The sequence below is a fragment of the Lentilactobacillus raoultii genome (genome assembly GCF_900411375.1).
Classification (GTDB): Bacteria; Bacillota; Bacilli; order Lactobacillales; family Lactobacillaceae; genus Lentilactobacillus; species Lentilactobacillus raoultii.
Window position 1 is genome coordinate 1 of the sequence record NZ_LS422981.1, and the last position, 20,548, is coordinate 20,548.

A 20,548-nucleotide genomic window follows, 5' to 3' on the forward strand; every position below is an offset into this window, starting at 1 on the left:
AGTAGTATGCTTGATCTGGGTCATAGAGAAGTCCTTTCTTGAGTTGTTTAGTCACTATCAAGCGTAGGTCTCTATGGCCTATTTGTATACCTGGCTCAGCGTTGCAGTTCAATTTTAAATCCGGGAAATTTTCAAAAAATAAATTTATTGGGTCATTTCTGTGTCAAATTTCAAATTTGAACTATAATGGAGTTAGATACAATTAAGGAGGTAGTTATCTATGGCAGAAGATATCCAAGAGCAACCAGGCGCAGAATCACCATTACTTAACAAGTTAATGAGTGAGGCCTTTGATTGGAGCGATAGTAAGCTTCCAGTTCGAGACGCACTTTGGGATTATTACATGGAGAAAAACGATCATGATACCATGAAAACTGGTAAGGACATGGAAAAGTACATGGACATGTCAACTGATGATCTAAAAGCTGAAGCTGAAAAATTACTTAAAAAGTAGTTTCAGGCTTTGTACCTAATCCAAAAACAGCTCGACACAATGTGTGTCAGGCTGTTTTTGCGTTTTTAAGTGCTGTTTGGGCAGTCGTTAACACTTTTTTTGAGACAAATTCATTAGTGAATCGCTGGAGTGGTGTAAACTCATGGCGGTCCTTAAAAGCAACGGGACACGTTTTAACAATCACCACTCTCAGATGATTTTCGGTCATGAAGACTTGTCCCAGCGCTTTGAACTTGCCTTTCGTATGCTTACCTGTTCGCCAACTGTGAAACTTAATTGCACCGGTATCATCAGACTTCAACTGATATTGTCCAGAGTCATCGCTTTCAAGTGGGACACCAATGTATTGGGTAACCTCATATTTTCCTTTCATCTGCATGATCCTTTCAAAAGTAACCGGTTTCGGCATGATAAAATGCTAAACCAGTCAAATAATTTATCAAAACGGCATTAACATGGTATCTTATAATAACTTATTTCAATCCTACTCAATCTAAGGAGGTGGTGATATGCCACACATTAAAATTGTCACTGATTCAGCTGCTCATTTACCAACAGCGGATATCAACCATTATCATATCACAGTCATGAATTCGCCAATCCTCATAAAGGGCAAAATCTTTGGTTACGTTAATCAAATCAGCCAGCAAAAATTTTTGAAAATGTTTGATAAAGCAGGTAAATCGCCGATCATTGGCGAAGTTAGTGTTGCCAACCTCATTGATACTTACAATAAATTGGGAGCGGACGGAAGCCAAGTGCTTTCGATTCACTTAAGTGACACGCTTTCCCATACCTACGCCAATGCTAAAGTCGCCGCCGAAAAATCTACCAGTCAAGTAACCGTTGTTAACAGTCGCGTGACCTCTGCCGGCTTAGCCTACCAAGTAATGACGGCGGCAAAAGCTATTTCTGCATCAAAACCACTAACTGCCATTTTATCCTCAATGGACAAGGTTCGCCAGAAAACTCGCATTTTCTTTTCCGCACCAAATAATTCTCAGTTGGTGAATCGCCGACTTATTGGTCGAATTCGGGGAACCATTGAAAACCGGTTGAACGTTTCCTACGTCATTGAATTTAAGGATAATGATTTTTCGTTTGTGACCCACGGCCGTCAAGATGACCTTGTCAGTCGATTTTGGGATAAGCAGTTAGCCGTGATGCACCATGAACCAATCGTTCAGCTCTCTATTTTGCATTCCGGAAATCCGGATCGCGCAAATTTTCTTTATAAAATGTTGACCGCTGAGTTTCCCTTTTTGTCAATTTCCCAGGTTCCAACCAACCCGGAGATGGCTTGCTTTATAGGTAGCGATGCCACTGGCGTCACCTATTTACTGGGATAATTTGGAGGTGATATCTTGCTGCGACAACCATTAAGACCCGAGCAACCACAAATGAACCAAGATCCGCGCCTCGCTTGGATTCTATCGTTTGTTGGCGGGTTTGTGGATACATACACTTTTATCACTCGTGGTGGCATGTTTGCTTCTGCCCAAACCGGCAACATTATTTTTTTAGCTGCCAATTTTGCCAACGGTAATTGGCACCAAGGCTTCTTAAAGGCAGTCACCATCTTGGCCTTTTGGCTTGGCACCATGCTTGCCGCATTTTGGACGAAACTAATGGATCATACTCACTATTGGCGGGTTGCTGCTTTGATACCTGAATTGATCATTTTGATAATTTTGGGAATAGTACCAACATCTGTATCAAATTACTTGGTACTGCCACCCCTAGCAGTCGTCATGGCAATCCAAAATTCCCTTTATGATCAGGTTGCTGGCGTTGGCTATGCCAATGTAATGGCAACTGCCAATCTCAAGCACGCAACTTTAGCTGGGGTGACGGCTTTCCTATATCATAATCTTAGGAGTCTCCACCTTTCATTAATTTACACGCAAGCCTTTGGCTATTTCATCGCCGGTGCAATCACCTGTGCGTTCTTAATTCGCCTGCTCAACATTCAGGCCATTTGGCTACCAGCCTTACTAGTCGCCATTGCCATTTCGATCCATGCCTTTTTGATCAAACAGAAGGAAAAGCATTATCAATGGTAATACGTCAGAGCTTCGATCAGATTAATTTAGCTAAAGCCCATACTCAAAACCGACCAGCTGATCTTCAATCGTCAACTGGCCGGTTTTTCTTTTAATTAATCTTCATCTTCAGTTTTAGAGGTTTGCCGATGTTTAAACTTCAATTGTTTGAAATTAAAGCCCTCGTAAGTTAACCGCATCAGTCCTGGCAAAATAGCTGGTACTGTAATGCCAAAAACGATTAATCCAAAGATCACAGCAATGGCCATTTGAATGAGTGTTAAGACACCCGACGACAGGAGAGTCGCCACAGTTAAGCCAACAATCGCAATAGCAAAGATAATGATAGTTCCAATTAAGATGGCCGCATTCACCATTCTTTCCGGTGAATGCCCCTTTCCGGGCGTTTGCTTATACTTCATCAACAGATAGATGCTATAGTCAACACCCAGCGCCAACAATATTATAAACGTCAGGAATGGTGTATTAACTGTTAACCATTTTTGTCCCAAGAACTGGGCACTGAACCACCGCGTGAAGCCTAGCGACATTAAATAAATCATGCTTAATAGTCCCATCATATAAACCGGCTGTAAAATCGATCCGGCAATGACCATCAAGATCACTGTAGATACGACCCCTAACAGAATACTGATCCGCTTTGAGCTGCGATGGATGGCCGCCTGATTATCCACAACTGCCGATGAATAACCACCTACGGCAACCGTTGCCCCTTTTAACTGAGTCCCACGCAAATCATAATTAACCTGATTTTCCAAGTCGGAAACCAGTTCCATTGACTTTCGAGATCCTGGTGTTGCGTTTAAGACCACATCAATTCGAGTTGTTTTTTCGTTATCCGACAGGTAATCACTAATAAGTGTTTTGAAATAATCCGCATTAATGACGTTATCCGGAACGTAGATCGTGTCACCAACTGACGACTTCGCCAAGGCTTTTAAGAAGTTATTCGAGTTCGTCAACGAACTATTCAAACTGTCTAAATTCGACGCATAGCCGCGAACCTGATTTTGAACATTCTGCAATTCAGATTTAAAAGCATTAGCCGTTGAATTAATTGAGTCAGTCTTCATCCCGATACTGGATAAGGCACTATTCATCTGAGTCTGCTGTTGTTGATCATTGAGCGCCCGACTCAATGCTTCAGTCACCACTAATCGTTGGACACTGGTCAATCGGCGTCGGTGTTGACTTTGAAGCTTTTGTTGCAACTCGTCAACTACTTGTGCCGGCGTTGCGAAGACGCCACTTCTGTTAAATTCATTTTGGATCGTTGAAACCATGGACGTGATGGATTGCGCATCACCCGTCATCGAATCCAAACTGGAAGTTGGAATTGAGGTGCCTTTTAACTTCTTAGAAGTATTGGCCATGCCGCTGGAAACCGCATCGTTATCCCCGGTTAGCGTGTCCAATTGCTGATTCACATAAAGTTGTTTCAACGGTTCGCCATGGGGCTCGGTTGCTGAATTAACACTGTGAATGCCCTTTTGAGCGCTCAACTGACGCGTTACCGTCTCCAGTTGTTGCAAATCAGTTTGGTTTCGCAAACCATGATCGGTTTTAATATAAATTGAAACCGGCGCGTTCATTCCGTTGGCATAGTGTTGGTTCACAATTCGATAACCGGTTTTGGCTGCAGAGTTTCGAGTGATTTCAGCCGCATCATTATGATTAAAATGGTGCTGATTCAACAAGACAAATGGGGTTGCCACCACAATAACAATTATCAAAGCAATCAGTGGATGAGTTGCCGATTTAGTTGCCAAGAAGCCCCATGAGCGACTATAATTGCGGGCTTCCAAGTTGGCTGACGGCCAAAACAGGGTTTCACCCATCAAGAATAGGAAGAACGGCGTAAAGGAAATCGTCACCAACAATAACACTAGGATGCCAATGGACACTCCCGTCAAAGATTCGTACAATGAATAATTAGCAAATCCCAACAGGCTAAACAACACGGTCAGCGTCAGTCCGGCAACTAAAATGGTTTTGCCAACTTTCTTTCGGGCAGCCAATGTAGCGGCCAACTGGTCTTTGCCGGCCTGCAACTGGCGCTTGAACTCATTTACCAACAAAATACTGAAGTCGGTCCCTAATCCCAGGATCAGAATCAACATCAACGTTTCAGTAAAGTCGGAAAATGGGAAGTCATAGTGAGAGACCAGATTTAAGACAATCGCTAGTGAAATGACGTAAGCAATGCCACTCGATAATAGTGACACAATCGGTACCACCAATGAACGAAATAGTAAAATCAATGCCAGTAAGATCACCACGACCGCCACAACTGCCGTTTTCCACAAATTAGCCTGCGTTACGTGCTGCGTATCACTTATAATGCTTTCGGGACTGGTTATGTAAGTCGTCACGCCAGCGGTTCGAACCGCATTTTTAAGTTTGGCATCCATTTGACGAACCGAATCCCGTTTACCGACATTCAGTTGTGCCAACATCGTGGTACCATCTTTGGAATTCAGCTCAGTTGAAACGGTTGGATCACTGCCAGTTAATGCAGCGCTTGAAGCCGAAGATGTCGAGGCTGCCGTGGACTGGGAAGAATTTTGAGGAGCAGCGGTACTCTGAGCATTGGATGGTTGACTAACCGCTGCAGCCGAATCAACACTTGGCTTAATGATGCTTTTAATATCGTATTGATCCTTTTTATTGGTCAGTTCTGTCAAAGTTGTATTGATTTGATTTTTTTGAATGTCGTTAAGCTTGGCTTTGCCGTTACTAAAAACAACCAGGACCTGACGCGTATGACTCAGCTTGGGGCCCCAGTTATTTTTTAGTGTATTGGCAACTTGGCTTTGAGCAGATTTGGGCAATTTGGTCTGCCCATGACTGGCAACCAAATTAAACGAATTCGGCAGAACAAAGATTGCCGCAATCGCCACGACGATCCAAGCTAGAATAACGCCGATATATTTTTTGAAGAACTTGTTCATGACTTACTCCTCATCTTCCCATCATCCCCCGACAGCCTTAAGCAATTCCCCCAGCAATATCGGAATGGTCTCTTTATTAGTTATGTATTAACCATAACGCCAAGTATCACAAATTGTTCAACTCCACGTTGGCTAAAATTAGTTATTGTAACACATAATTAAATTATAATTGTAATCGCTGATAAGTCAATGACTAATCACGGCCAAAGCCTACAGCACCAACAAACATTCTGCATGGGCCAATCGATTTTCCTGCCGTTTCAGTGTTATGGTCACAAACTCGATTCCCGCTTAATTAATCGGTTCCCAACAATGACTTTTTGTGGCGTGTGGTCATCATCGTCATCATCAATATTATCAACCAGCGAAACGGCAACCGCCCCCATTTTACCGGTGTCGACCTTAATTGACGTTAATGACGAAATGACATACTTGGCAACGGCTGTATCGTTAAAGCTGACCAGGCTGACGTCTTCCGGCACCTTGACCTGATTTTCGTGTAAGGCTTTTAATGCCCCAACAGCCATTGCGTCATTGGCAACGTATAAGGCATTGGGAAAGTTCTGTCGATTATTTTTCAGTGCATTATTGACCAAATCAAACGCTGATTGAATCGTAAAGTCCCCTACAAAAACGTTGGCTGGATCGTAAAGTGAGCGACTCTCCAAATAATCTTTAAACACGTTGAAGCGTGGATCAACAATCTTTAATTGATGATCACTGGAATACTCAACGCCGGATAACATGCCGATTCGTGTCAGACCATGATCGATAAAATACTGGAGAACCATCTCGGTAGAATTATCAAAATCGGTGACCACACAATCATATCCCTTGGCTAATGTATCGAAATCAACAAAAATCACATTTGGCGTTACCTGCCGCATTCGGTTGATCTGTTGATCACTGAATTTGCCAATCGCAATAATCGCTTTGACATCTTTAATTTTGGATAACGAATCGTTGGCAAAGAAGCGATGTACTTTATAGTGAAGCCGCTCAGCCCGTTTTTCAGCCCCCATCCGAATTGATAAATAATAAAGATCATCCAACTCCTGTTGCTCGGTATACCATTGGACAATCGCGATGTTGTCCTTAATGGCGCCGGCCTTTTTCTTCTTAGTATAGGCTAAGTCCTCGGCTACCCGGAAAATCTTCTTTCTGGTTGTATCACTCACCGACAACGTTTTATCATAATTTAAAACCCGCGAAACCGTTGTAATTGAAACGCCCGCTTTTTTAGCAATATCTTTAATTGTTGCCAAAAATAAACCACCCCTATTTCAAAATTTTTCATCAAAATTGATCTTCAGTTAATTTACTAAAATAAATATATTTTGTTTTACTTGATAAGTCAAGGATGTTGCGACATATTAGCGTTTTCAGCTAGTAAAAATATTGACGGGAAGCTCGGAAATTTCTATAATGAAGCTGAACTAAGAAAGGGAGGTTCGTCTCGTGAACGACAATATTGAACACGCTTACCAAGAATGGTCTAAACAGCCAAATTTACCAGAAAACCTTGTACTCGATCTCAAAAAGTTACAAAACGACCCTGAACAAAAAGAAGATGCATTCGGCACTTACCTATCATTTGGAACTGCCGGTATGCGCGGTGTTATGGGCGCCGGCACTAACCGGATGAACATTTACACCGTTCGTCAGGCAGCTGAAGGCCTGGCATCCTTTATGGAAACCTTGGATGACGCTACCCGAAAGCGGGGCGTCGCCATCAGTTTTGACTCACGCTATCATTCAAAAGAATTTGCCCACGAATCGGCCAAAGTACTGGGATATCATAACATCCCCACCTTTGTGTTCGATGATATCCGTCCCACACCGGAACTGTCATTTGCCGTTCGTCACCTGCACACCTATGCCGGCATTATGATTACTGCCAGCCATAATCCTAAGCAATACAACGGCTTTAAGATTTACGGTGAAGACGGCGGTCAAATGCCACCTAAAGAATCCGATTTAATCACTTCCTATATTAGAAAGAACAGTAATCTGTTTGCCATCCAAACCAAGCCCGAACAAGAATTACGTGAATCAAAGGTCATGACACTGATTGGTGAGGACGTTGATATCGATTACTTAAATCACGTTAAAACCGTTAATATTGATCATCAGTTGATCGATACCGTTGGCAAGGACATGAAGTTTGTCTATTCACCACTCCATGGCACTGGCAAGGTAATTGCGCGACGGGCTTTGGAGGAGGCCGGCTTTAACAATTACGTTGTCGTCCCCGAACAAACCATTGCTGATCCGGAGTTTTCAACAACCCCATTTCCAAATCCCGAATTTCCTCAAGCCTTCGATCTGGCAAAAAAGCTTGGTAAAAAAGTATCAGCCGACGTGTTGATTGCCAGTGATCCGGATGCTGATCGGTTGGGTGCCGCCGTTCGTCAACCCGATGGTGATTACCAATTATTAAGCGGTAACCAAATCGCAAGTGTCTTGCTTAATTATATCCTATCTGCCAAGAAAAAGGCGGGTTCCCTGCCAGATAATGGCACAATTGTCAAATCAATTGTTTCAACCGATTTAGCCGTTAAAATTGCAGCGGATTACGGGGTTGCAACCAATAACGTCCTCACCGGCTTCAAATTTATTGCAGAAGCCATCCACCACTATGAAACTTACCATGACCACACCTTCCTGTTTGGCTTCGAAGAAAGTTTTGGCTACCTGATTAAACCATTTGTCCGTGATAAGGATGCCATTCAAACGGTTCTTTTACTCGCCGAAGTAGCCGCTTACTATAAGAGTCAGGGCAAAACGCTATATGATGGCGTTCAGGAAATGTTTAAGAAGTACGGTTACTACGCCGAAAAAACCATTGCTAAAGAGTTCGATGGCCTTGATGGCAAGGATAAGATGGCGCACATTATGAGCGAACTCCGTGAGAAACCATTGACCGACTTTAACGGTCATCAAGTAATCCGCCATGCCGACTACCAAGCTTCTACTTTGACTGATCAGAATGGCAAACAAACCCCGATTGATTTACCAAAATCAAACGTTTTAAAGTATTGGTTGGATGATGAAACCTGGTTGGCAGTCCGCCCATCCGGTACGGAACCAAAAGTGAAGTTCTACTTGGAAGTCACCGACCAAAGCCAATCAGCCGTTAACGATAAGCTGGACAGCTACGTTAAAGCACTGGATAAGGTGATTAACCAGTTAGTGACTCATTAAATACTATCAAATCAAAAAGAATCGCTTAAGTTACCGTGAGATAATTTAAACGATTCTTTTTTTAACAAAAATAATTGACTTGGCTTTGACATTATCTCATTAATTCAGCCATTTTTAAACTGACAAGTGACCACTTAATTTTCCGGCATCCCGCTACTATCGCTGACATCCTGCAACTCATCCGAATAAATCAGCAGCCGTTGAGCATAACTCGGGTGATCAAAATTGGTTTCCAGGTTTACCTGCAGTTCATGCAGATTATCTGTAATGATACCATCCACATTCAAAAAGATCATTCTGGTCATATCGTCATCATTATCGACCGTCCAGGCATAAACCTGCTGTTTTCGATTATGAGCCTGATCCACGAAGTCCTGATTCAAAGTTGTCTCTTCCATCGTGTAAGCATTGGCCTTGGTTTCCGGAAACGAAAAGTTAAACGGTAGAATGTAGCTAACGAATAGTTTTGGTGCATGCTTCTTTAACCCCGTAATCACGTGATAGTCCAGGGAATGAATCCGATCATGATCCCGCAACAGGCGCTTTTCATAACGTTTGATAAATAACTGAAGCATGTTGGGACTGTCATAGTTAGTGGTTTTAATTTCCACTAACAATTTTTGGTGATCGTGCTCGGCCGCTGATAGGTAATTATCAAAGCTGGCAATGTGGGCAGTGTGCCCATTTTCATGGACCTTCAGCCGAGTCAGTTGCTTCAATGTCAACTGATGGGGCGCCTTATTCACGCCAGCCAAATTTTCCAAATTTTCATCATGCATCAAGACAAATTGATGGTCCTTGGTCTCGTGAATATCCATTTCGACGTAATCCGGTTTCTCACGGCTGGTCCTGTTTAATGCTGGAATGGTATTCTGCACGCCATTACCATCGTCAACGCCCCGATGAGAAATGGTTAATGGTCGAGTCAGCAAAGCCCCCTTGAGATAAACGGCATTATACGTAACCTGAGCGCCCAAGAACAACAGTACCAGAAGGGTCGCCAACGTTCGCCGGCGTCGACCACGATGTTTTGTTGAAGTTATCGCGACTGTTAATTGGCCGCCGTGATCATCTAAATTAAAAATCAGTACCAACATGAACACTACCAGACTAAAAGCACCGATAATGTACTGCCAGATCGATAGCAGGCCCATATTGATGATGGCACTGACAAAGGCCACCGGATTTGTTTTTTGATCGAAGTAAAGCTGAACCTGATAAAGAATTCCCGAAAGAAGCGTTGTGGTCAGGACACTAATCACGCCCAATACCACAATTCGCCAGAAGTATCGCCAACTGTTGTGGCGGGTCATTTGCCAACTCTTCTTGGCGGCTGTAAATGCAGCCTGACGATTTAGAATCATCAACGGCAGTACCTGAATCAAGCGAATGCCCAAATAGAATAACAGTCCGTACACCATTAAGACCAGTACCATGAATAACCATTTTTTATCAATTGCTTCGAATAAAAATATCGGCACCTGAACTTTGGATAGTAATGGTGAATTTAAATAAATATCGGTTAACGGTAAAATCAAAACAAAATAACCCAGGAAGAACAGAAAGCTGCCAACTCGCAGATGCCCCAGATTTTTAAAGGCCGTTAAAGCCACCCCGGTTAAGCGTTGATTTTGTTTTTCGGCAATATTTTGAATGCCAAACAACAAAAACGCAAACTGCCAAAAGACAAGTGCTAAAATGATGATTAATAATAATCCCAGTTCACCAACCGCAACCAATCGCTTGGTAAACAACCAACCTACATTGGTATAAGAGATGTAGGGGACGTCATTAATTCTTAAAATTAAACTGGTAGAATAGGTGGTTAATGGCACCACGACGCCCAACATCAAAAAATTAATCACCACTACCAAGGTGGTATAAGCACCCCAATTTCTAAAAAACGTGCGAAATGCCCGTCGCAACAGCGGCTTTCTCTTCATTTTTAATCCCCTCAATTACTCTGACTCATTATTATTTCTATCATACACAGGTCATTTTCATTTGAACAATGAATTAGCTTGATGATTTGATATAATTTAGACATGCTAACAATTCTGATTGAAACCATCCATTGAGAGGAGGCTAAGCATGAGTATTGAATCTGGCTCAGGGACCCCGCTATTTACAATTATTACGTCAATTATTCTAATTGCCGTCGCTGCTTATCTGATTTTTAAACTGTTTCAGGTTGTCAAAAAGTTATTCGGCAAATAATCAAGATACTTTTCGGGACCTAGGCTTAAAATAACCAGATTTTGTGACATCCCTTTTCATTTGGATTAAACTTGATGGGAATAAATTATTATGTACCGGATATGGAGGCTACTCTAATGAAAACCGCAGTGATCACCGACAGTGCCAGCTATCTGGACCCCACAGTTGCCAACAAATATCACATCAAAGTTCTGCCCATCACCATTATTTTTGGCACTGAACAGTATCGGGACGGTGTTGATTTGACCGCTCACGATTTCTTGGAAAAATTAGCTCAGGCGGATCAACTGCCGACTACCGCTCAAGTGACGATGCAGCAAATGCAGACGGCGTTTGATGACCTAAGTGCCGCTGGTTACGACGAAGTAATTTGTATCACTCTATCTTCCGGCATTACCAGTTTTTATCAAAATTTGGTGGCTTATAGCAAAACTGTCACCAACATCAGGGTCATCCCGTTCGATTCCAAAATTGCCAGTGCTGGTGAAGCCGACCTAGCACTGTTGGCCGGCACGATGGCGCAAAATGGTGAAACTGCCAAGACAATTTTACCGCGCTTGCTCGAGCTCCGTGAGTCCATTCACGTCTCGCTGGTCGTCGATAGCCTTGATCACCTCCTGCGAACCGGTCGCATCTCAAGCCCGTCCGCCTTCGTTGGTAACCTGCTCAAAATCAAACCGATGCTAACCTTCAACGCTGATGGTCAAATTGTCCCACTTGGTAAGGCCAGAACTATGAAGCAGGCATTGGCCAAAATTCTTGATGAGATTGAAAATTCCCTTGACGGCTTTAATGATCAAGTTCGAATTTCGGTCGCTGACGCAGATAATCCGCGCCTAAGTAAACAGTGGGTTGAGGCCATCAAGGCCCGATTCCCAAATGCGGCTATCAGTACCTATCAAATCAGTCCGGCAATCACCGTTCATACCGGAGAAAAAGCGATGGGCGTCGTTTGGGATAACGATTGGGAAGCCATGTAACCAACTTTATGATTTTAACCAGGCCGGAGTGAAAGCTGAAATTCACTGATGGTCTTTTATTTTTAAGGAGTGATGATCCCTTGGAAGAAAAAATTAATCACCGAACTTTGTTATCACTTTTGGCAACTGCCCTATTGTCATTTACCGGTATCTTAACGGAAACGTCAATGAACGTCACTTTCCCTGAACTCTCAAAATTATTTGGTGTGACCTTGGATACCATTCAGTGGCTGACTACCGGCTATCTATTGATGGTGACCATTGTCATGGCGACCACCGCCTATTTGCTTAAACGGTTTCCTGCAAAGGGCATTTACGTCTTCGCCGCCAGTGCCTTTATTCTGGGTGATCTAATGTGTGCCCTTGCCCCGAATTTTATCATGCTTCTAATCGGCCGAATTATTCAAGCAATCGCCACCGGCCTATCGACCCCACTAATGTTTCACATCATTTTTACGCAAATTCCCAAAGGGCGAATCGGTTCAATGACCGGGTTGGCCGGCATGGTGATTTCTCTGGCTCCCGCCCTTGGGCCAACTTATGGCGGTGTGATCTCTTCGGTAACTTCTTGGCGGCTAATCTTTTGGCTGATCCTGCCAATTGTGTTGATTGGGCTTTTCCTGGGGATCCGCTATATCGATATTGCACCATTTGGAACTGAAGAAGCTTTCGATTTCCTAAGCCTCGGCCTTTTAGCAGTCACCTTGACTTCGTTTGTTTATGCCGTTAGTCGGGCGGCCGCTGACCCGCTAACCAGTGTGCCAGTTCTTCTGCCCCTCGTGATCGGCATCATCGGCTTGGGGCTGTTCATCCTCACTAATCACCACGGGACAACCGGGTTAATGGACCTTGGGATTTTAAAGCAGGCAACGACTTCACTGTCCGCCTTTACCTACTTTAGTCTGCAATTCATCAATATCGGGATCTCGTTTGTGATTCCCGTGTACTGTCAGTACGTCCTACATACTTCCGCGATGGTTGCCGGTTTGACACTATTGCCGGGATCAATTATCGGCGCACTGACCTCACCATTTGCCGGCAGCTTGGCTGATTCCCGCGGATACGCGTTGCCAATTACCATCGGGCTTGGCTGTCTGACCTTGGGTGGACTGGTCTTCGTTCTCGCCCAACCGTGGTTAACAGCCTTTTGGGTAATCATTGCCTTTTGCATTTTAAGATTTGGCTTCAACATGGGCTTTTCCAACTCGATTTCTAACGCTTCTCTTAATGTTCCCAAGAAAAATACTGCCGACGTTAATTCATTTTTCAACATGCTGCAGCAGTTTGCCGGTTCTATCGGCGTAGGGATGATGGCGGCTATCATGGCCGCTAGTCAAAATGGTACTCATGGCAGCTTTGTTGCCCGCTCCTACACGGGTGGTCGCTATGATTACTTGTTTGTGACAGTTTTGAGTGTTTGCGCTTTGATTGCGGCAATCATTAACTTCCGGATCCAAAAATCAGATCACGCTGAACATGCTTGAGAGCATCGCAATTAACCCCTGATCGTTAAATACGGCCAGGGGAATCACCTCCTCAGGGCAAAGATGCCACCACTTTTCCCATCCCAACACTTCTCAAAAGTCGCTTAATCTCATCAACTGAAGCGTGAATCATTTCAGCATGAATATTCAACTTGAGCTGATAATACTGCCCAAGTAATTTATAAAAGATCAATTCCGGAATGGCCGGTAACTTAGCCACCCAGATTAAGGGACGTTCGGCAAGCGAGGCGTCCTCTTCTTTAAAGCAACTATCTGCAAAGTTAATCATGATCGTCGAAATAATGGCCAAATCATGTGGTCGATTTAATAACGCTGATTGATCTTTGACGGCTTGTTTTAAGATGGCATTGATCAAAAACGCCAATTCGTCAAATTGATAGATTGTCATCGAATCCGCAAAGATTGCCAGAGAATCAACTGTCCAATTTTGATTTTTAAAAAGTGACCGACGAATCTGTTGCTTGTCAGCTTCCGGCAGCTTATCAACCGAACCGGTAATGGTCGCCGCAACCAATTCGGCCAACCGGCCTAATTCAGTTATCTGTTGAGTTTGCTTCAGCGTGCTTAATTGCGATCGGATCGACCGAAGCCGTTTCAAATCGTGCTGATAAAAAGCCAGGTAAATCGCACTTGCTACGGCCTTTGGTTCTTGAGTATTTTCCTGCGTGAGGCCCTCGGTTACCTGCTGAATAAAATGGGCCGGATTAAGGTGATGGGCCACCAAGATCTTAAGCAGGTCTATTGTATTAATGTCACTAATTCCATTTTCAACCTTTGAGTAAAAAGAAGTTGACATCACCTCTCCCGCCATTTCCCGCTGAGTCAATCCCAAGTCAAGGCGAGCCTGTTTTAATCGTTCGGGTAACAAGTTCAAATAAATCACTCCTTAAATTGATTTTCCATATCGACATTTAATTGAAAATCGGAAAAAACAATGATCATCCTCCTCAAATCCAGTACCATCGTCTGCGTACTATATAAATTTGACGAGGTGATTCATTTGATCAATCTATATATTAAAAAGTCCGTTTTTCGAACACTCATCGATGCCAGTGTTTTCAATAACCTTGGTAATTACTTATACTTAATTGTCTTCATTATCTATGCAGCTCAACTCACTGAGAACAGTTCGTTGGCAGTATCATTGGCATCTTTGGGATTGTTCATTCCCAGTCTTTCTGGAATACTTACCGGTTATTATGCCGATCAAGTTACCCACCCCTATCGACGATTGGTTCGAATCAAGCTGATTCAAATTGGCCTGTTTGCCATGATTACCGTGGGCATGTTGCTTCCAAAGGGGATCGTCCTCTTTTTAAGTCTTTGGCTGTTGGGGATGACTTCAGATATTCTAGGCAATTTCAGTGGGTTGATCGTCATTAAACTATTCAAGTTGACGCTTGCCCCTCAAAATATGAACTCGGCGTTTTCGCTTTCGCAAGGGCTTGCTAATCTCACAGACATCTTTGGCCAGGCGCTGGGAGCTGGTCTGTTAACCTTACTACACCAACAATTTGCATTAATTGCATTGCTCAACTTATTAACTTTCTTGGTGTCAATGATTATTTTACACCATGCTAAAAATCAACTCGTCGACATCACATCACCAACCAGTGTAACAGTCCAACGACCGCAATTTGGGATGACTACGAAACTGGCCGCCAAAAGCTTGGCTAACTATCACGGCCTGCTAACTTTAATCATCCTACTAACCATTGCCAATCTACTTTCTGGAAGTATTGAAGCTCTTCAAAATGTCGCCCTGCTCAAGACACCTGAGCTTTGGCTTAATCATTATGGCATGACCCTTGTCTGTTTTAACGTTGCCTTTACAGGCGGTTTATTGGTTGGTACCCTCTCGGCAAATGACTTCCTGAGACATTTTAAACTCATTTGGATTTGCCTATTATTAGGAATCGCTATGACAATTTTCGCATTACTCTTTGCCGATCCGGTTCTTTCGAAAATTACAACCTGCATTTTACTGATGGTCGCCTTTAGCATTGCTTTTCTAGCCGGGAAAATCGGTCCCCGACTTTCAGCCTTGGTGGTTAATCAAGTGAAAGCCTCTCAACTATCGGAAACCATCGGCTTTATTAATACGCTGTTAACACTTGGTGCGCCACTGGGAGCTGGCAGTTTCCTTTATTTGATGAATCAACTCGGGATCCAAATCGGCTGGCTGATTTTTGCCGGCAGTTCAGCTGTCTTTGTCGTTGCTACTTTGATTTTGCCTTTTAAAAATAGGTTTCACCTATATAGTCGACATAATGCTTAATTTGTGACAGAAAATATCAAACTTTTTTAAAAAAGCGCGGAAAAACTGTCTCAGTTCCAGTTTTCTCACGCTTTTTTCTATTGGCTAACAACCTTGACATCCGAGGCCTTAACAAAACCAATTCGATGATTAAATTGAATTTGAATGTATTGTGTATCACCTTTAATCACATTTTTAGGACTATTGGCATCAAAATGAGAATTGAAATAGTTAGCTGTCAGCTTACCGCCGTACACATATTTTTGTCCCACCGGCATCACATATAACGCCTTAGCTTTGGTGTTCGTTACCTTGTCCTTTTTAAGAATTGCTGCCTTCGGATAGGCACTGCCATAAACTGGAACCGGCTGACTCCCTTTAGGAGTTACCAGCTTTCCAGTCGCATTAGTGGTATTAGCGCCGTCAGGATTATAGAACCAGGCATTTTGACCGCCATAATCGATTTCGGTCCAGTCACCGGATTGGCCAACTTTATGAAATTGTTGACCAGTTACGGCTTTATCCGACCAATCGTCCTTCTCCGTCGTACCAATGGTGCCACTCGAAAAATCCTTATCCGAAATTAAGTCACTGGTAAAACCAGGGTGCTTGTAAAGATAAACAAAGTTCGACCCCTTCAACGGTAAATCAACGCCGTTATCTGTTACTTTTTGACCCGAATCTGCCGTCAAATTATGATTGGAATCGGGTGTTATCGTGATGATCTCACCTGATCCTTGGGAATTTTTGAAGTTAACACCTAACAGTTCAAAGTAGTGCTGCCAATTCCAATAGGTTCCCGGATCCCAATGCATGGTTTTTTGTGCCGCCGGATTTAGACCAGGAACATTATCATGGCCAATAATATGTTGCCGATCCAACGGGATGTTATACTTGGCTGCCAAATATTTAACTAATTTAGCTGATGATTGATACATCGCTTCCGTAAACCAAAAACCGCCAACTGTCGCAAACCCTTCATGCTCAATCCCGATTGAATGCGAATTGATGTACCAATTACCGGCATGCCAGGCCACATTCTTAGGTTGCACCGTTTCCGCAACGGTCCCCTGATCGGAACTCACAACATAGTTTGCGGATGCATAATTAGGAACTGCCGTGAATAAATGTAACGCATCATCAAACGTGGTTTCCGTGTTATGGATAACGATGTAATTAATTTTTGCGCCATCATTCGGGCGATCAGCCAAATCATAGTTCCCGTAATTACCCTGCTTATCGAAAACTTTATAAAGTGCCGGCACCCATTCGATTGGTAGACCATCCGGCCCCTCTACCGTTGCTGTATCTGAATCAAGATGAAAACTATTTGGTTGTTCTTTCACTGGACTCACCTTCTGAGCAGTCAACGTCACGCCAGCTTGGTGAACCCCCTTTTTAATCGTTTGATAAACATCATCAGCAAAGAATTCGGCGGCTTGACTGGTTGTAGCTTGACTGTATTTTTCAACTGCACCATACCAGAAATTCGCATCACTGGTCAACGAATGGCCCAATTGTTTCTGGTCATTCGCTAAAAGCGCGGCCCCACCTTCAATATTAGCCGACGTTTCAGTTTTTAACTTTGTTTCCGAGAGGCCCGTTAATTTAGCCGCCTTGATTAAGGTGTGTAACACTGATGAATCGGGTAGTTGCTGCGACTTTTTTCCAGCAGTTGAAACCTGTTCGGCAGCATCCGTTAAATGCATGACACCATAACCGCCGGCAACGCTCGGTTTCCCGTTGTGATCATTAAATTGCGTCTCGTTATACGAAACGGCCATTAATAGTTTTTCCGGTACATGGTATTTCTTAGCTGCTTGCTGAAAATCACTCTGTAACGTGCTGCCACTCTCAGCGCTGACACGAGGGGCCGGCCACCAAAAAAGTACGCCAACCATCACTACCGTTAGCAATCCGATCCACACTCTGATTTTTTTATTTTCTCTCAAACCCAAGCCCCGCTTTCCACATAAGAATGCACTTTCGAATAGAAATTGTTTAAAAATAGAATACACCGATTGGATGGAAAAAGCATCCCTAAATTAAAAAATCTCTAATTTTATTCAGTTACCAAATCCTGAAATGTTTATAATCCTGACATAAATGGCATACTTGTTCTTGAATCATAAACTTTTATCATTGATTTTTAATTTTGAGATGGCATTCATCACAATTTCAGTGTATACTTTTGGCATAATTATCATTGAAAGAAACGGAGGAAACTATTTTGAAATTTAATTTAAAGCTTGGCTTGATTACGCTTTTGGTGGTAGTTGTGACGCTAACTAGTAATGGTTTGACAACTTTAGCCGATCAAGTTAACCAGTCAACGGTGATTTCAAATTCGGCCTTAGCTACGCCGGCTAACACTCGAAATTATTTGCCAACCGGTAATGAGCCCCTTTACAATCAGCTCCCCAGTCAAGCCGGTGCCAAGGTGATCACTAAGGCTGCTGCGCTTAAGGCTTTAGCCACCACAGCGGATCAAGGGCAGACTTATTTTCGAGGTTACCGGGTAGCCAAAACCAGCGATGGCAAATTCTATTTAAAAATTGTTTCCTTCGACAAAAGCTATCGTGGCTGGATTTATGTTGGCACTCAAGACCCGAGTATAAATTCGACCAATGTTAGCGATGGGGTAAAAGCCGTTCAAACATTTAAAGAAACAGCGCCTTCGACTGTCCTTGCCCAAACCCCTCTTTACTTTACCAAGCCCAAAGCATCAACACTGACGTACGTCGCACCAGATTGGACTGACTACAAGGTTGGCCGTAACTTACAGGCCACTACCGATTATGTCAACGATGCACTAAAAGTTGTTAAAGTGGGGATCAAGCAAAACAACCGGGATAGCAACGCCACTTATTACGAGGTTGAGGATGCTGCCCATCCCCAAGTCAATGGCTGGGTTAAAGCAGCCGAAGTTACCACCGTTAAATCTAATTTTGACTATTGATTTCGTAATTCTTTAATTTATACCCAAATGAACTAGAAGACGGTCCTCACCTGACAAGTAGTGAGAGTCGTCTTTAATTTGTTTATTTGCTAAGTTCATTTAAGTAACAAAGATTTCCCATCTCAGCCAACCAAGATCTAAATGCGTGCATTACTAGTCACCAACCAACAAGAAGAGAATAAATGTTGCAATAATTCCCAAGCCAAAAACACCCAGTGTGGCAATTAGAATGCTAAGAAAAACATTGGTGCCCCGTTTAGTTAAATGAACAGTCACTACATCGGCCCAGCCAAAGAGTGAGAAGTCAAAGATGATGTAAGAGAGGCTCCGAATGGGTCTTACAAAGAAACAGCCGATTGATAGAAAGGTTGTTGCCATCAATAAATATGGCAAAACTCTTAAAGTACTGGGCTTGATATGATTGATAATATTGTCCGTCATTCGTTGCTTAATTTTCAAATAATCACCAATCCTTATTGATAAAACTAAGTACTCTAATTCCAGCAATGTATTTTGTAAATCTCTTATAATTTAACAAATAGCTTTCGCTCGTTTAGACTAGGAAGAATCATTCCTAAGACTATTGTTGTCAAAGACAAGAACAGAGCGGTCATTATATTTCCTCGTTGAATTGCTCGGTTGTTAATAGCTAAAACGATCAGATCATGTTTGATTATTAATGATGAAGTAAAGAGAAACAACCCCCAAATCAGTTGTAATAAAATGCTGCCTAAATATGTATTTCTATACTTAACTATCAGCCTATCTTCCAAAATATCAACAGGAGCAAAAAAATAAGCATGATTCAGTAAGATGCTATTTGCGCTTCCAACATAACCAATAATGAAAGTTCCAATTAAAATGGTACTCGGAAAGAACAATAGCCAACTTCCAATTACAAAAAATAATAACTGTTGTTTTAATTCCGAAATATTTCTAAAAAGGTGACTTACAACCTTTCTTAAGAATTGTGCAGCAGCAATCCCGGCACCATAAACAGTGTAAGCTAAAACGATGTTAACATGGTTAACATTAAGAGAGAATAGGTAGACCATCAAGAATGCCTCATACCCACCGTTTAAAATGGATACCTCAACAAGTGACAGAGGAAAATCGATTTTCAATTGCTTTTTCACATTAATTATAGTGAAGAATACCAAGAACAAAACAAACGAAATCAAAAATCCATAAAAACTAATAGAATTATTGAAAAATCTCAATAGCCTAATACTAAACAAAAACAAAACAAGTATGCAAAACAAAATAATATCGTTCTGAGACTGGGTATCTGGTAGGATACTACTTGAGGCACCATTTTTCACAGTTTCTGGGAACATGTTGATTACCCAGCCAAAAAGGCATATAAAAACAGCCAAGCTAAAATAAACCATTTGATGGTATTGAGTGCTAGGCAATAGTAAGAATAAAGCTAGTAATCCGATGTACATAAACATTGAAAGAATTTCAACACTTCCAATATTCCACGACCATAAAACTCTTTCTTTATAATAGATAGTTTGATAAGCCGGCAAGATAACACTTGCACCCATTCCCATAACGAAACTCATTAGGTTATCAACAGGTAAAACTGGAAATATGCCAATAATCATTAATGACAGAATATATACTAAGATAGAATATTTCAATAATTGATAGGGATTACCAACTTTCCCCATTCCGTTGACAAATATTAAACCTGTTTTAGTACCTGTATAGAAAAGTATGTAAGGCGCGTAATCCAACACATTCTGATTGCGAAAAAGGACCGTAAATATCACTAATGGGACTATTTGAACAATGTTAGCCGCCCCAAATGCGACCCCTTGAATGATTTTCATTTTCCAAGTTAACATGATACTCTGTCCCTTCAATCAAAGCTGGATTTTTAATTACTGATATATATTGCCTGAATGCTAACCAAGTATCAATTAGTTGATTAGAGTATACATCATGCGATT

The 20,548-nt window shown here is 42.3% G+C and carries 17 protein-coding genes; 9 read left to right on the plus strand and 8 right to left on the minus strand.

Annotation, left to right across the window (positions count from 1 at the left end):
• Window positions 1-220 precede the first annotated feature (220 nt).
• Window positions 221-454 (plus strand): P8 family protein, encoded by a 234-nt coding sequence (locus tag ED605_RS00415; RefSeq protein WP_121976969.1) that lies wholly within the window; start codon window positions 221-223, stop codon window positions 452-454.
• Between the two features lie 46 nt (window positions 455-500).
• On the opposite strand, the gene ED605_RS00420 is transcribed toward ED605_RS00415, so the two are convergent.
• A complete protein-coding gene (locus ED605_RS00420; protein ID WP_121976970.1) occupies window positions 501-827 on the minus strand; it encodes a DUF7671 family protein in 327 nt (108 codons plus the stop codon).
• A gap of 136 nt (window positions 828-963) precedes the next feature.
• Between ED605_RS00420 and ED605_RS00425 the strand changes: the two genes are divergently transcribed.
• Entirely contained in the window at window positions 964-1,803 is an 840-nt protein-coding gene (locus ED605_RS00425) for a DegV family protein (RefSeq protein WP_121976971.1), read from the plus strand.
• A gap of 15 nt (window positions 1,804-1,818) precedes the next feature.
• Window positions 1,819-2,517 (plus strand): YoaK family protein, encoded by a 699-nt coding sequence (locus ED605_RS00430; RefSeq protein ID WP_121976972.1) that lies wholly within the window; start codon window positions 1,819-1,821, stop codon window positions 2,515-2,517.
• 95 nt (window positions 2,518-2,612) lie between these two features.
• On the opposite strand, the gene ED605_RS00435 is transcribed toward ED605_RS00430, so the two are convergent.
• Window positions 2,613-5,468, minus strand: coding sequence for an MMPL family transporter (locus tag ED605_RS00435; RefSeq protein ID WP_121976973.1), 2,856 nt, complete (start codon window positions 5,466-5,468; stop codon window positions 2,613-2,615).
• Window positions 5,469-5,740: 272 nt separating this feature from the next.
• Complete coding sequence (locus tag ED605_RS00440; protein ID WP_121976974.1) at window positions 5,741-6,733, minus strand: LacI family DNA-binding transcriptional regulator; 993 nt, start codon at window positions 6,731-6,733, stop codon at window positions 5,741-5,743.
• 193 nt (window positions 6,734-6,926) lie between these two features.
• Here ED605_RS00440 and ED605_RS00445 point away from each other — a divergent pair, with 193 nt between their 5' ends.
• The gene (locus ED605_RS00445) at window positions 6,927-8,672 is read left to right on the plus strand and encodes a phospho-sugar mutase (protein WP_121976975.1); all 1,746 of its coding nucleotides are present in this window, start codon (window positions 6,927-6,929) and stop codon (window positions 8,670-8,672) included.
• 134 nt (window positions 8,673-8,806) lie between these two features.
• Here ED605_RS00445 and ED605_RS00450 read toward each other — a convergent pair whose 3' ends face one another.
• Window positions 8,807-10,615, minus strand: coding sequence for a glycerophosphoryl diester phosphodiesterase membrane domain-containing protein (locus ED605_RS00450; RefSeq protein WP_121976976.1), 1,809 nt, complete (start codon window positions 10,613-10,615; stop codon window positions 8,807-8,809).
• Between the two features lie 148 nt (window positions 10,616-10,763).
• Between ED605_RS00450 and ED605_RS14825 the strand changes: the two genes are divergently transcribed.
• The 3 genes from ED605_RS14825 to ED605_RS00460 all read left to right on the plus strand — a co-directional run bounded on the left by ED605_RS14825 (window position 10,764) and on the right by ED605_RS00460 (window position 13,353).
• Complete coding sequence (locus tag ED605_RS14825; protein ID WP_263852917.1) at window positions 10,764-10,889, plus strand: hypothetical protein; 126 nt, start codon at window positions 10,764-10,766, stop codon at window positions 10,887-10,889.
• Between the two features lie 116 nt (window positions 10,890-11,005).
• Complete coding sequence (locus ED605_RS00455) at window positions 11,006-11,869, plus strand: DegV family protein (protein WP_121976977.1); 864 nt, start codon at window positions 11,006-11,008, stop codon at window positions 11,867-11,869.
• Window positions 11,870-11,949: 80 nt separating this feature from the next.
• A complete protein-coding gene (locus ED605_RS00460) occupies window positions 11,950-13,353 on the plus strand; it encodes an MFS transporter (RefSeq protein WP_121976978.1) in 1,404 nt (467 codons plus the stop codon).
• Window positions 13,354-13,405: 52 nt separating this feature from the next.
• Here ED605_RS00460 and ED605_RS00465 read toward each other — a convergent pair whose 3' ends face one another.
• Entirely contained in the window at window positions 13,406-14,248 is an 843-nt protein-coding gene (locus ED605_RS00465) for a helix-turn-helix domain-containing protein (protein WP_162919710.1), read from the minus strand.
• A gap of 126 nt (window positions 14,249-14,374) precedes the next feature.
• On the opposite strand from ED605_RS00465, the gene ED605_RS00470 reads away from it, so the two are divergent.
• Window positions 14,375-15,652, plus strand: coding sequence for an MFS transporter (locus ED605_RS00470; RefSeq protein ID WP_121976980.1), 1,278 nt, complete (start codon window positions 14,375-14,377; stop codon window positions 15,650-15,652).
• A 77-nt stretch (window positions 15,653-15,729) separates the two neighbouring features.
• On the opposite strand, the gene ED605_RS00475 is transcribed toward ED605_RS00470, so the two are convergent.
• Window positions 15,730-17,583 carry an N-acetylmuramoyl-L-alanine amidase gene (locus ED605_RS00475; protein WP_225419003.1) on the minus strand — a complete coding sequence of 618 codons (1,854 nt, stop codon included), beginning with the start codon at window positions 17,581-17,583 and terminating at the stop codon, window positions 15,730-15,732.
• 278 nt (window positions 17,584-17,861) lie between these two features.
• On the opposite strand from ED605_RS00475, the gene ED605_RS00480 reads away from it, so the two are divergent.
• Window positions 17,862-18,590: a surface layer protein SlpC gene (locus ED605_RS00480; RefSeq protein WP_225419004.1), complete on the plus strand. Its 729-nt coding sequence runs from the start codon at window positions 17,862-17,864 to the stop codon at window positions 18,588-18,590.
• A gap of 153 nt (window positions 18,591-18,743) precedes the next feature.
• On the opposite strand, the gene ED605_RS00485 is transcribed toward ED605_RS00480, so the two are convergent.
• A complete protein-coding gene (locus ED605_RS00485) occupies window positions 18,744-19,049 on the minus strand; it encodes a hypothetical protein (RefSeq protein WP_162919711.1) in 306 nt (101 codons plus the stop codon).
• 65 nt (window positions 19,050-19,114) lie between these two features.
• Window positions 19,115-20,443 carry a hypothetical protein gene (locus ED605_RS00490; RefSeq protein ID WP_121976983.1) on the minus strand — a complete coding sequence of 443 codons (1,329 nt, stop codon included), beginning with the start codon at window positions 20,441-20,443 and terminating at the stop codon, window positions 19,115-19,117.
• Window positions 20,444-20,548: the final 105 nt, after the last annotated feature.

What these genes read in the sequence shown, in the direction of transcription:
- ED605_RS00415 (WP_121976969.1), top strand. Translation starts at nt 221, where the DNA reads ATGGCAGAAGATATCCAAGAGCAACCAGGCGCAGAATCACCATTACTT.
- ED605_RS00455 (WP_121976977.1), top strand. Translation starts at nt 11,006, where the DNA reads ATGAAAACCGCAGTGATCACCGACAGTGCCAGCTATCTGGACCCCACA.
- ED605_RS14825 (WP_263852917.1), top strand. Translation starts at nt 10,764, where the DNA reads ATGAGTATTGAATCTGGCTCAGGGACCCCGCTATTTACAATTATTACG.
- ED605_RS00435 (WP_121976973.1), bottom strand. Translation starts at nt 5,468, where the DNA reads ATGAACAAGTTCTTCAAAAAATATATCGGCGTTATTCTAGCTTGGATC.
- ED605_RS00420 (WP_121976970.1), bottom strand. Translation starts at nt 827, where the DNA reads ATGAAAGGAAAATATGAGGTTACCCAATACATTGGTGTCCCACTTGAA.
- ED605_RS00450 (WP_121976976.1), bottom strand. Translation starts at nt 10,615, where the DNA reads ATGAAGAGAAAGCCGCTGTTGCGACGGGCATTTCGCACGTTTTTTAGA.
- ED605_RS00490 (WP_121976983.1), bottom strand. Translation starts at nt 20,443, where the DNA reads ATGTTAACTTGGAAAATGAAAATCATTCAAGGGGTCGCATTTGGGGCG.
- ED605_RS00425 (WP_121976971.1), top strand. Translation starts at nt 964, where the DNA reads ATGCCACACATTAAAATTGTCACTGATTCAGCTGCTCATTTACCAACA.